Origin of the sequence: Novispirillum itersonii subsp. itersonii ATCC 12639, from assembly GCF_000381985.1 — a bacterium.
Lineage (GTDB): Bacteria > Pseudomonadota > Alphaproteobacteria > Rhodospirillales > Rhodospirillaceae > Novispirillum > Novispirillum itersonii.
Window position 1 is genome coordinate 1 of the sequence record NZ_KB907363.1, and the last position, 13037, is coordinate 13037.

The 13037-nt window shown below is 66.1% G+C and carries 10 protein-coding genes and 1 pseudogene; all 11 read right to left on the reverse strand.

What is annotated here, in order from left to right:
* Window positions 1-313, reverse strand: a pseudogene (locus G365_RS0119330) (ABC transporter permease); the annotation flags it as partial.
* A 4-nt stretch (window positions 314-317) separates the two neighbouring features.
* A complete protein-coding gene (locus tag G365_RS0119335) occupies window positions 318-1298 on the reverse strand; it encodes an ABC transporter permease (RefSeq protein WP_019647183.1) in 981 nt (326 codons plus the stop codon).
* 81 nt (window positions 1299-1379) lie between these two features.
* On the reverse strand, window positions 1380-2972 hold the full coding sequence (locus G365_RS0119345) for an ABC transporter substrate-binding protein (RefSeq protein WP_019647184.1): 1593 nt from the start codon (window positions 2970-2972) through the stop codon (window positions 1380-1382).
* A 40-nt stretch (window positions 2973-3012) separates the two neighbouring features.
* Window positions 3013-4182, reverse strand: coding sequence for a M20 aminoacylase family protein (locus G365_RS0119350; protein ID WP_019647185.1), 1170 nt, complete (start codon window positions 4180-4182; stop codon window positions 3013-3015).
* Window positions 4179-4652: an L-2-amino-thiazoline-4-carboxylic acid hydrolase gene (locus G365_RS0119355; protein WP_019647186.1), complete on the reverse strand. Its 474-nt coding sequence runs from the start codon at window positions 4650-4652 to the stop codon at window positions 4179-4181. The genes G365_RS0119350 and G365_RS0119355 overlap by 4 nt, the downstream gene beginning before the upstream one ends.
* 2 nt (window positions 4653-4654) lie before the next feature.
* Entirely contained in the window at window positions 4655-5956 is a 1302-nt protein-coding gene (locus G365_RS0119360) for an NAD(P)/FAD-dependent oxidoreductase (RefSeq protein WP_019647187.1), read from the reverse strand.
* A gap of 343 nt (window positions 5957-6299) precedes the next feature.
* On the reverse strand, window positions 6300-6980 hold the full coding sequence (locus G365_RS0119365; RefSeq protein WP_019647188.1) for a hypothetical protein: 681 nt from the start codon (window positions 6978-6980) through the stop codon (window positions 6300-6302).
* A gap of 126 nt (window positions 6981-7106) precedes the next feature.
* Window positions 7107-8315, reverse strand: a complete 1209-nt coding sequence (locus G365_RS0119370) for an MFS transporter (RefSeq protein WP_019647189.1) — start codon at window positions 8313-8315, stop codon at window positions 7107-7109.
* 156 nt (window positions 8316-8471) lie between these two features.
* Window positions 8472-9452 (reverse strand): methyltransferase, encoded by a 981-nt coding sequence (locus tag G365_RS0119375; protein WP_019647190.1) that lies wholly within the window; start codon window positions 9450-9452, stop codon window positions 8472-8474.
* Window positions 9452-11572 (reverse strand): TonB-dependent receptor, encoded by a 2121-nt coding sequence (locus G365_RS0119380; protein ID WP_019647191.1) that lies wholly within the window; start codon window positions 11570-11572, stop codon window positions 9452-9454. The genes G365_RS0119375 and G365_RS0119380 overlap by 1 nt, the downstream gene beginning before the upstream one ends.
* An 80-nt stretch (window positions 11573-11652) precedes the next feature.
* Entirely contained in the window at window positions 11653-12870 is a 1218-nt protein-coding gene (locus tag G365_RS0119385; protein ID WP_019647192.1) for an MFS transporter, read from the reverse strand.
* Window positions 12871-13037: the final 167 nt, after the last annotated feature.

The following is a 13037-nucleotide window of genomic DNA, read 5'->3' on the forward strand; positions in this document are numbered from 1 at the left end:
CCCCGCCGTAATAGCCGGACACCGCCCCGACCAGAATGCCCAGCGCAATGGCGATAGAGGTGGCCACCACCCCGATCAGCAGCGACATCCGGGCCCCGTGGAAAATCTGAGCGGCAATATCGCGCCCGGCGGTGTCCGTCCCCAGCCAGAAGCGCGGGTTATCCATCGGCCATTGCAGCGGCCGGCCGGCCAGCCCCAGCGGATTGCGCGGGAACAGCAGGTCGGCGCTGAGGGCCAGAACCACCACCGCCACCAGCAGCGTCAGCCCCAGCACCGCCGCCGGACTGCGGAAATAACGTTTCAGTGCGGCCATGACCTCAGTGTCCTTTCACGCGGATGCGCGGGTCGAGACGGGCATAGAGCAGATCGACCACAAAATTGACGGCAATCACCAGCACCGCCGAAATGAAAACAATGCCAAGCAGGGTGTTCAGATCGCGCTGGATCACCGACTCATAGGCCAGCCGCCCCAGCCCCGGCAGGGTGAACACACTTTCCACCACCACCGCGCCGCCCAGCATGGTCCCGGCATGCAGGCCGACCAGCGTCACCAGCGGCAGCAGGGCATTGCGCAGGATGTGGCGGGTGACAATCGCCCCGTCCGGCACCCCTTTGGCGCGGGCGGTGCGGACAAAGTCCAGCGTTGACACCTCCAGCATCGACGCCCGCATGATGCGCAGATAGATCGACAGAAAGATCAGCCCCAGCGTCAGGGTCGGCAGCACCAGATGGTGGGCAATATCCAGCGCCCGCAGCAGGCCGGTCTTGCCCGACCCGATCTCCTCAAACCCACCGGCGGGCAGCCAGCCGAGTTTGATCGCAAAGACCACCACCCCCATCAGGCCAAGCCAGAAGGCCGGGGTGGCGTAAAACAGCAGACCGACGGTGGAGATCACCACATCCTGCCAGCGGTGGACCTTGCGGGCGGCAATAATGCCCAGCACCACCCCGCCGACAGCGGCAAACCACAGGGACGCGACCATCAGCAGCAGGGTCACCGACAGGCGTTCGGCAATCACATCGGCCACCGGCTTGCCGTAAATGGCGGAAAAACCGAGGTCAAACTGCACCAGACGCCACAGGTAGCGGCCAAGCTGCACCGCCGCCGGGGCATCCAGCCCATAAAAGGTCCGCAGCTGCTGGGTCTGCACCGGGTCACCGCCGCCCATCTGGGCCAGCAGGGCATCCACCGTATCCCCCGGCGCCAGTTGCAGCAGGGCAAATACCCCGATCAGGATCAGCAGCAGACTGGGCAGACTGACCGCCAGACGCCGCAGGGCAAAACTCAACAAAGCCATGGTCACATCCCGGAACCGGGCCGGGGCCGGGCCGGAAACCGCCTCAGCGGTCCCCGGCCTGCGCCCCGGCTGTTACACAGATCAGAACGACGTGTCGTGCCACGAGCTGGACGGCCAGCGCGGGGTATTGTGGTGGTTTTTCAGCGCTTTGCTGGTGACCGAGATGAATTCACGCTCCGTCGCGAACCAGATCGGCAGATCCCGGTTCACTTCCGCCACGAAATCGGCGTACAGCGCCCGGCGTTTGGCCGGGTCGGTCTCGGTGGCCGCAGCGTCGATCAGGCTGTCGATCTTCTCCGACTGCCAGCCGTGCTGATTGGTCCACGGGGCCCCCTTGGGGCTGCCGGAGCGGAACCACACGGTGGTCGACACCGCCGGATCGCCACGGTACTGGTGCCAGCCGGTGGCCAGATCGAAGTTCCAGTCCTTGTAGATGGTCGACAGGGCCCCGGCGATATCCAGCTGCACGATCTCAACCTTGATGCCGACTTCGGCCAGCGACTGCTGGATGAAGGTGGCAAACTGCGGCACGTCCTCGCCGTTCAGCACCGGCACCAGCTTCAGGCTGAAGCGGGTACCGTCACCGCCGCGCTTATACCCGGCCTCGTCCAGCAGGGCGTCGGCCTTTTTGGTATCGAACGCATAGGGGAAGCTGCCGCCGGGGTAAAACGCCTTGGACAGAGACGGAATCGGGCCGGTGGCGCGCTTACCGTTGCCGTACAGGAAGTTTTCGATGAAGAAATCAACGTCGATGGCATGGGCAATGGCCCGGCGGACCCGTACATCGGCCAGCTCTTTGCGGCGGTGATTGAATTCAATGGTGTTGTTGAAGGTGTTGCCGTCGTTGCCCCGGCTGGAAACCTCAAAGCGCGGGTCTTTCTTCAGGCGGTCGATATCCGCCAGCGAGATCTGGCTGTAGGCCGACAGCTGTACCTGTCCGGTCTCCAGCGCCGCCGCAGCCGCCGACTTATCGGTGATAAAGCGCCACACCACCCGGTCCAGATACGGCAGGCCCTTGCGCCAGTAGCCGTCATACCGCTCGGCGACGATGTACTGGCCGCGCTGGTATTCAACAAACTTGAACGGGCCGGTGCCGACCGGCGCGGTGTTGGCCGGGTTTTCCAGCGGGTTGGTGCCTTCATACAGATGGCGCGGCACCACATAGCCCAGATCGACCAGTGCCCGCAGCAGCAGATCCAGCGGCATCGGGCGGGAATAGCGGAACACGGCGGTATGGGCATCCGGGGTGTCGACCGCCTCCAGATTGGCCTGAAGCTGGGTGCCGTAGTTGAGATGCTTCTTCCACAGCTCCAGCGCGTTATACTGCACATCGGCCGAGGTGAAGGGCTTGCCGTCGTGCCAGGTCACGCCTTCACGCAGCGTGAAGGTGATGGTCTTACCATCGGGCGAGGCGGTCCAGCCGGTGGCCAGCACCGGCACCGGCTTGCCGTCCGGCCCCAGATCCAGCAGGCCTTCAACGATCTTGCCGGTGATGATGTACACCCCGGTCGAGGCGCGCAGCGCCGGATTGAGGATCCGCTGTTCCGACGCCAGATGGACGGTCAGCACACCGCCCTTCTTCAGCTCTTCGGCGGCAAAAACAAACTTCGGCAGCGCGGCAACGGCAGCCGCGGCGGAAACAGACGCCAGCAGCGCCCGGCGGGACAGGGTCATCGGTCAGATCCTTGTGCGAAAGAACGGTCGTTGGTGCAGATCAGGACGCCGGAGCCAGCACGGTGCGCACCAGTTGCACCCAATACGCGGCCCCAATGGACAGAATCTCGTCGTTAAAGTCATACCCGGGGTTATGCAGCATGCAGCCCGACCGGCCCGGCCCGGCCCCCAGCCAGATGTAAGCCCCGGGGCGCCGTTGCAGCATGAAGGCGAAATCCTCCGCCCCCATCGACGGCTGGGGATCCAGATCCACCCGGTCAGCCCCGGCCACCTGCGCCGCCACATCGGCGGCAAGGCGGGCGTTGGCGGCGGCGTTGATGGTCGGCGGGTAGCGGCGCTCATACCGCACGGTGGCAGTCACCCCCTGCGCGGCGGCAATGCCCTGCACCACTTCGCTGATCCGGCGCTCCACCAGATCCTGCACCTCCGGCGAGAAGGTGCGGACGGTACCGCGCACCACCGCCTGCTGCGGCAGGACATTCCAGGTATCGCCGCCATGGATCTGGGTGACGCTGACCACGGCGGATTCCAGCGGGCTGACGCTGCGGGCCACCACGGTCTGTAATCCCAGCACCACCTGTGCCGAGGCCACCAGCGCATCCCGCCCCAGATGCGGCATGGCGGCATGCGCGCCCTGCCCGTCCAGAGTGATCTCGAAGATGTCGTAAGACGCCATGATCGGGCCGGGCCGGATGGCAAAGCGCCCGGCCTCCAGCCCCGGCCAGTTATGCAGACCATAGACGGTCTCGATCGGGAAGCGGTCGAACAGACCGTCCTCGACCATCGCCCGGCCACCGCCTTCATTTTCCTCGGCGGGCTGGAAGATCACCGCCACGGTACCGGCAAAGTCACGGTTGGCGGCCAGATGCACCGCCGCCCCCAGCAGCATGGCGGTATGGCCGTCATGCCCGCAGGCGTGCATCTTGCCCGGCACGGTCGAGCGGTGGCTGAAGGTATTGCCTTCCTGCACATCCAGCGCATCCATATCGGCGCGCAGACCCAGCCACGGGCCAGCCGCCGTCCCATGAATGACCCCGACAACGCCGGTGCGGCCAATGCCTTCATGCACCTCGATGCCGTTTTCACGCAGGACGGAGGCGACCAGCGCGGCGGTCTGCACTTCCTCAAAAGCCGTTTCCGGGTGGGCGTGCAGGTGATGCCGCCACCCGCGCATCCGGGCGGTCAGGGCGTCGGAGAGGATATGGCTCATGATGCGTTGTCCGTCTTCGGCAGGGTGTAACGGAAATCGCAGTGACTGGCCCCGCCCATGATGGTCTGGGTGCGGGTCAGCTGCATCCGGGGGTCATAGCCGGTACAGAACTCGCCATCGCGGTTGCAGGACAGCAGGTCCCCGATCTCGCCGACCCCCAGCTCGCGGTAGGTTTCGGCGTAGCGGCAACGGGTGACGTTGAAATCCAGCACCCCCGGCTCGACGGTCAGCCAGTCAATCGCCAGCGCGTCGTCCTTCTGCCACAGCGACAGCAGGTCAGCGAATGCCAGCAGGTCGGTGGGGCCACCGGCCTTGTCGGCAAACTCAGCCCCGGCGGCGCGGGCGGCGTCGATCACCGCCTTGCCCAGCAGACGGCGGGCCGTCTCGGTGCCGAGGTCGGCCTCCAGCACGTCATAAATCTTCTTGGCGAAAGCCGCCTCAATGCGGCGCTGTTCGAGAATGGTGGTCATGATCAGAGAGAAACCTCACGGCGGTCACGCAGGCGGTAGCGCAGCAGTTCCAGACCGGCAAAGCGGCGTACCAGCCCCTGAAACGGCACCGGACGGACCGGTGTCAGCGGAATATCAAGGTCATCAAGTCCATGGCCGAGGGCGGCCTGGGCCAGCACCCGGCCGCTGGCGGTGGCGAGCGCAACCCCCCGGCCGTTGTAGCCGGTGATGGTGACCACGCCGGGGGCCAGCTCATGCAGATGCGGCAAAAAGTCTGGGGTGAAGGCAATCGTACCCTCCCAGCGGTAGCCGAAGCGGATGTCACGCCCGGCAAAGGCCGGGAAGACATCCCGCAGGCGCTGTTCTACCCGGCGGTCAAGGCGGGGCTGCCAGTTGACCTGCGAGATCAGGGCCCCGCCGCTGACGATGCGGCCATCGACGGTCGGGCGGAAGAAGTAGAGATCAGCGTGGGTATCAGACAGGGCATGGCCCTTGCCAAGCACCTGCGCCAGAAGATCCGGCGGCAGCGGGTCGGTGGCAATCTGGTAAAACGTCACCGGCACCATCGAGCGGCGGAGATCGGGGAACAGGGCGTCGGCATAGGAATCGGTGGCCACCAGCACCCGGCCCGCCGTCACGCTGCCCTGCGGGGTGGACAGCCGCCAGCCACCGCCCTGCGCCGTCACCGTCAGCACCGGAGACCGGGTATAAACCTGCGCCCCGGCGGTCAGCGCCGCCCCGGCCAGACCCCGGGCCAGACCCAGCGGGTTAACATGGCCGCCGTCGTGCGCCAGCCACGCGGCATGATACCCGGTGGCACCGGTCAGATCCTGCACCTGTGCCCCGTCCAGCAGGGCCACGTCGGAGCCCAGCTCTTTCCACTGCTCATAACGGCGGCGTGACAGCCCGGCCCGCCCGGGGGAATGGGCGGGCTGAAGCCAGCCGTCCTGCCGGGCCTGCGCGTCGATGCCGTGACGGCGGATCAGGTCAAAGGTAAATGCCGCCGACCCGGCCACCAGCCGGGCCAGACGGTTGCCCGGCTCTGTCCCGAAACGGCGGCGCAGATCCGCCGGGTCTGAACGGGTCAGCGATGGGATCACCTGCCCGTTATTGCGCCCGGCCCCGCCGTGCCCGACCTCCTGCGCTTCCAGCACCGCGACACTGCGCCCGGCTTCCGCCACATGCAGCGCTGCCGACAGACCGGCAAACCCGGCGCCGATCACCGCAACATCAACAGTGATATGCCCGTCAAGAACCGGTGTCTGCGGGGCCGCCGCCGCCGTGGCAGCCCACAGGGACGGAACAGGAAGGGAAGACTGGGTCATCGGCGCTCTCCGGCAGGCAATTGCCTGCGCACATATAATCTATAAACTAATAGATTATTAGGCGCGCCTCCGACCTTTCCGCAAGGGTTTTGTGTTTAATTTTTCAATATACACTCAATTTCACGGTTATTTGTGTGAATTGCATACAAAGCAATGTCGGTATAGGCAGAAAAAATATCCGCAAACCGTGTGAAAAAGCGGGGCAGACAGCCAAAGGGTGTTAGGGATCAAAGCGTTAAAATAAAAAATCCCCCCGGCGACAGACGGAGTCGCCGGGGGGAGTATGGAAGAATCGCTGCCCGGCTCCCGCCCGGAGGACCGGGAGGGGGGCCGGGCCGGAAGGTCACCGGACCAGACCGTTTTCACCGATCTTCAGGGTAAAGGTCGTCACTTCTCCCCGCTGTTCAGCCCGCTCGCGGTCCAGGTCCCGGGGCACCGGACCCGGCTGCGCCACCGGTACACCGGTCATGTCCAGACCGGACAGCAGGGCCGGGAACCGCAGCTCGCTGAACTGCGGCGACGGATACAGCCAGCCGGTGACACCATACCGCCCGTCACGGCAATAGGCCCCGACCCAGTAATAGCTGCGGGACGGCAGTTCCAGCCCGACAGCCGGGGGGCCGAACAGCCCGGCATCGGTCAGTGCCGCGACCAGATCGCCATACTGTTTCTGCCCCAGCGGAGTGGATACCTTTTCCGCCCGCCACGGTGCCAGCGGATCATCCAGCGTAAAGGTCAGCACCCGTTCATTATGCTTTGACACGGTGGCGGTCAGGGTGCGGCTGGCGGCGTCAACGTCATAAACCCGGATCTGGCGTTCGTACTGACCGTTGTAGGTCAGGCGGAAGCGGTCGGGTGCCCCCGGCTGGCAGGCCTGCCGGATGTCATCCCCGGCGACGGCGGAAAACCACTGGGCCTTGCGCACCAGCGGATTACCGATGTCATCCCCGGTGTAGGTACAGGCGGCAACCGGCAGAAGACCGGCCAGCAGGGCCAGACGGCGGAAAGCGGAAAAGCGGGACATGATGCGATCCTGAGGGACAGAAACCGCCCCCATGATTCCCGGTGTTGGCCCGCAGGTCCAGCCCCCTGAGGTCAGGACCGCCGTCAAGGGCTGAAAAATCGCACATTCCGCCGCCGGGCCGCCCTGTCAGGCAAAAATCCGGCGCAATCCCAGCACTGTCAGCACCCCCAGAACCAGCGCCAGCGGTAGGAACGACAGCGTCAGCACGGAATGCCAGCCATAGGCCGACAGGATTCCCCCGGAGGAAAACGACCCCGCAACCATCACCCCGAACACAATAAAGTCATTCAGGGACTGGACCCGGGTTTTCTCTTCCGGCGCGTGAGTGTCCAGCACCATCGCGGACGCCCCGAGGAAGCCGAAGTTCCAGCCCAGCCCCAGCACGATCAGCATCGCCCAGAAATACGGTTCCGTCTCGCCGCCCAGACCGACAGCCGAGGCCCCGCCGATCAGCAGCAGTCCGATCACCGCAATCCGCACCGCACCGAAGCGCATGATCAGGCGGCCGGTGACAAAGCTGGGGGCGTACATGGCAATCACATGCCATTGCAGCCCCAGATTGGCAGACGTCTGCGGCAGACCACAGAGATGCATCGCCAGCGGGGCCGCCGTCATCAGAAAGTTCATCAGCATGTACGACACCGCGCCGCAGACGGCGGCGACGATAAAGCGGGGCTGCGCGACGATCACCGCCAGGGGCCGCCCGCCCGCCCGCTCCGCTGCCGACGGCGGCGGCACCCGGACCCCGGAGAGGATCACCCCGGCCACGGCCGCCACCACCGCCTGCATCAGAAACGTTACCGCAAACCTGTGGACCGGCCACAGATCCATCGTCAACGAAACCAGCTGCGGCCCGACCACCCCGGCGGCAATCCCGCCCGCCATGACAAACGACAGCGCCCGTGGCCGCTGGCGGGGGGCGACCCCATCCGCGGCGGCAAACCGGAAGGACAGCACCACGGCGGCATAGACACCGCCACAGAAGGTCGCCAGACAGAACAGCCAGAACCAGCCCAGCACTACGGCGACCATCGCCAGCAGGCCGGTCAGCACCCCGGCCCCGGTCCCCATCTGGAAGGCAGCCCGCCGCCCGTGCCGCCGGGCAAGAAGACCCGCAGGCAGGATGCTGGCAGCCATGCCGAGGACAAACAGCGAAATCGGCAGGGTTGCCAGCACCGGGGCCGGGGCCAGTGTGGCACCGATGATCGCCCCGGTGGCATAGACCACCACCGAATTGGCCCCGGCCAGAGCCTGCGCGACCGTCAGCCGCCAGATATTGCCGCGCTGGACATGGGCCGGCAGCAGGCCGGGGGCATCAGCGGAAACAGACTCCATGACATCTCTTCCTTAAATATCCCTGCCCGGGAGGGGAAATACCCCTGCCCGGGGGGGACATATCCCTACCCCGGATCAGGGACCATAGAGAAAGTCATCGCCCCCGGCCAGAGCCGTACTGCAGATCTCCTTTTCCAGCCTCTTTTCACCGCACCGTCAGGACGCGTGGGCGATATCCGCCTGCATCAGACCAAACGGGGTTTCGACCGGCCTGCTGTCCACCCGGGTGAATCCCGACTGCCGCAGGGCTGCCGCAATTTCGCCCTGCCGGAACGACCGGGCCTGCCCACGCAGGGCAGGCACCAGCCGCCCGACCACGTGAATCTCCGGCCCGGTCAGGTCCGGGGTTAACCCTTCGTGGAAACTGACAAAGACTCCCCCCGGGGCCAGCGCCTGCCGCACCGCGGTCAGCACCGCCCCCAGATCGCGGGCAAAATACAGGGTCATCGCGGCCCAGATCAGATCATAGCCGCCCCCCAGCGGGGCCGAGTTGAAATCCCCGGCCATCACCTGCACGCGGCCTTCCTCGGCTGTTCCGCGCAGGTCGGCCACAATCCGCTCGGCCATCGGCGGCAAATCCAGCACCGTTGCCCGCCGCTGCGGGTCGGCAGCGGCAACCGCCTGCGCCAGACGGCCTGACCCCGCGCCAAGATCAAGAAAAGTCCGGACCTGCGGCCATTCCGGCAGAGACTGCAACAGCGCCAGCGCGGTGTCGGTCCCCATAGAACGGTGAAAGGCGCGCAGACTGTCCGCTGACCGGTCCCAGAAGGCAGCCGAGGCCATGTCCGGCCCCTCCCCCCGGCTGCCGGTGCGCACCAGATCCGCCACATCGGCATGCCGGACCTGCCAGATGGTCAACAGCAGATCCCGCATCGACCGCAGCCCGTCACGGCACAGATAGGGGGCCAGATCCGGCTGCAGCCGGAACCGCCCGTCGGTCTTAACCGCCAGCCCGCCTGCGGCCATGGCGTGCAGCAACACATCGGTCCGGCGGCAGTCCAGCCCCAGACAGCGCGCGACGTCTTCTGCAGACCGTTCTTCGGTCAGCACATCGACGAGCCCCAGCTCCAGCGCCGCTTTCAGGACCTGCCAGCGGACCGGGGCCTGAACCAGATCAAATAAAGAAGCAGGGGTCATTACCAGTACGCCTTCATCCGCAGCCCCAGCTCACGGCCATCCCCATCTTCGGCAATCAGGCCCGAAGGGGTGGACGCCGCCCGGCTGTAAACATTTTCATCCAGCAGATTGCTGCCCCAGACCGCCACCTCGACGCTGCCAAAGCGGTACCCGGCCTCGGCATCGGCCAGAAGATAGGCCGACTGCTTGGCCACATTCAGACTGTCAAAGAAAAACGGCCCCGATCCGTTCAGGCTGGCCTGACCGAACCAGCCGGACGCACTGCCGCCCGCCGTGCCGTCATACCGCACCCCCAGACCATAGGTGAAAGACGCCGCCATCGGCAGATCCTTGCCTGACAGATCGGTGTTGACCAGCGATGCCCCCTGCTGCACCAACGCCTGATAGGATGTCGCCTCAGCCTGCTGCCAGCCGCCGGACGCAAACAGCGACCAACGGGCATCAAGTTTAGCGTCCGCCGAGGCTTCCGCCCCATAAATCTCGGCCCGGGCCGCGTTACTGACCCGCTGGGTTCCCCCCGGCACCAGATCAAAAATCTGCTTATTGCGGGTAGAGGTATGGAACAGCGCCAGCCGGGTGCTGAGCCGGTCATCCAGCAGGCTGTTTTTCAGCCCGACTTCGCCGGTCCAGCTGTATTCGGGGTCATACATGAAGGCATCGGCACTGCCCGCACTGCCATAATTGTAGCCACCGGGCAGATAGCCCCGGGCGTAGGAGCCATACAGCATACTGTCTGCGGTGACATCATAGGACAGGCTGACCCGTGGCAGCAGCGTGACCGTATCCTGCGAGCTGTCGAACAGCGCCCGGCTGGAGGCGGTGGAATAGGTCTGCTGCCCGTCCTGCCCGATCCATTCCACCCGGCTGCCCAGCCCGGCCCGCAGGCGGTCCGTCAGACTGACCTCCACCTGCCCGAAGGCGGCCACACCGGTCTGGTCAATGGTGGTTTCCCGGTGGTTGAGGGCCGAGCCGCTGGTGAAGTCAAGGTCCGTCCATTCCCGGAAGGTATAGAGCCCGCCAAGCCAGCGCACATCCGCCTGTGGGTCGGTGGTGGCAAGGCGCAGTTCCTGCGAGACCGCATCATCGGTATGGGCCAGCGTGTTGCGCAGGCTCTGCACCGACCAGCCATCCAGATCCATCAGAAAGTCACGGTCATAATGGGTCCAGCCGGTGACCGAGGTCAGCTCCAGATCTCCGGCCTGATGCACCACCTTGGCGGACTGCACCGATGTCAGGGCCCGGTCCCATGAGCCCGTATTGTAGTTGGTTTCATAGCGCGGGGTGGTGAAAGCGCCGCTGATATAGCGCATGCGCTGCTTGCCCTGATCCGACCGCTCCACCACGCTTTTGAGCGTTACATCCGTATCATCCCCGGCAAAGGCCGACACCCCGCCGGAGAGGGTCCAGCGGTCAAGGTCACCGCCGGTTGAACTGCCGTCCCAGCGGTTGCGGTGTACTCCGTCAGTGGTTTCGCCCCGCACGGCCAGCGACGCGGCACTGTCGTTGCTCAACGGGGCCGATGCCTGACCGGACGCCACCGTGGTCGGTGACCAGCCGGTGGCCCCATCCCGGAACCCCACCGAGACCTCGGCCCCGGCGCGCGGGGTGCGTGACGGATCAGCCGTGTTGACCTTGATCGCCCCCGCCTCGGTATTGCGGCCATACAGGGTCCCCTGCGGGCCCTTCAGCACTTCCATTGACCCGGTATCGAACAGCCGGGGGGCCTGCAATGCCCCATGCGGCAGTGCCACATCATTGACGAAATAGCCGACCGGATCCTGCAGGGCGGTGTTCGCCGCCGTCATCCCGCGGATCACAACCCGGCTCTGTACGGTGGATTGCTCAATCTGCACATTGGGGGTGACTTTGGCGATGGCGGCGATGCTGTCCCACAGCGGGGATGTGAGCGTCTCCGCCGGCACTACCGCAACCGAGGCCGGAAGAGATTTTTCGTCTTCCTGCCACTGCCGGGCCTGTACCAGCACCGGCGCCAGTGCGGTCACCGGTGCGGTCACTGGCGCGCTTTGGGCCGGTGCGCTCTGGGCCTGAGCCGCAACCGGGGCAAGGGGCAACAAGGACGCCGAAAGCAGTACTATCCGCCGGAAAGAGAACCGGACCATGGGGGACACCTCCTGTCTGAAACGGCCCCCACTATCGGCAATCGCCTGCCCGCCTGCGCCCAGACGGCGCACAAAAACCATCAGATGCCGAACAGCCGGGGCCGGAAGGCCAGCCCCGCAATCGTCAGCATCAGCACGGCCGCCAACAGAAACGGCGCCTGTGGTGACAGTTGATGCATCGTCGCCCCAACCACCGGACCAACGGCCAGCCCCACCCCTTGCCCGATGGCATTCAACCCGGCGGCCCGCGCCTGCGCCCCGCCCCCGGCCCGCAGGCTAAGGCCCGCCAGATTTCCGGGGATCAGCAGCCCCAGCATCGCCCCGACGCCGACCATCCCCACCATCAGAACCGGCAACGCGGGGGCAACCGCCACCCCGGCCAGGCAAAGCCCGGCACCGATGGCACCGACCCGGATCATGCGCAGGGGCGGCCAGTCAAGCCGACGGACCACCGCCCCCTGCGTGATGACCATCGCGATCATGGTCGCCATCATCACCGCTCCGCTCCGCTGGACCGCATCCTGCAACGGCAGGTCGAACCCGTCCTGCAGCCGCAGGGCCATCACCTGCTGCATCTGCCCATATGCCCCCAGCCCCAGAAAGGTGGTCAGCAGAAAGGGCCAGATCTGCCGCGGGCTCAGGGGGGCAATCCCCCCGCCCGGCAGACGCGGCATCCCCCGGGAAACCGGCAGCAGGAACAGCAGCAGGAACGCCAGCCCCTGCACCCCGGCAATCAACAGCAGCGCCGTCCCTGCCCCGCTGGCCCCAAACCCCCACGACAGGGCACCGCCCAGAATGGTCCCCGCCCCAAACGAGGCCCCCATCAGCCCCATCCCGCTGGCGCGCCGCCGTTCAGTGGTGGCGTCGGCCAGGAACGCCTGCGCCCCCGGCATCAACCCGCCGGTCAGCAGGGCCTGTGCCAGACGGGCAGACAGCAGCAGCGTAAAGGCCAGCCCCGCCGACAGGGCCCCTGTCCCCCGCCCGGCCAGAACCCCGGCAAAAACAGCAGCAAAGGCAGCAGCGGCAGCCAGCCCCGTCATCAGGGCCAGACGACGCCCCCAGCGATCGCAGACACTGCCCCACACCGGGCCGGAGACCGTCAGCAGCAGCGCCGCCAGCCCGATCAGCCAGCCGGTGCGGATATCGCCGAACCCCATCTGACGCCCCAGCGGCGGCAGGACCATCAAGGCGTAAGAATGGCCGACGGCGTTGGCCACCAGCGCTGTTACCAGAATGGCCAGCGCCCGGCGCGGCACCGCAGGGGCGTGATCCGGCGGGACCTGTCTATGGTCAGTCATTACACAATCCTCTGTGCGGCCCCTCTGTGCGGCCCATGAAAAAGCCGACCGTATGCCATTCCGGCAGCGCGGGCCGTCATCCGGCGAACAGCGGCTGTCATCCGGCGCACCCTCCTGCCCTTTCACAGGGGATCAGGACGCCCCGCGCCGGAACTGTCCCGGCTGGC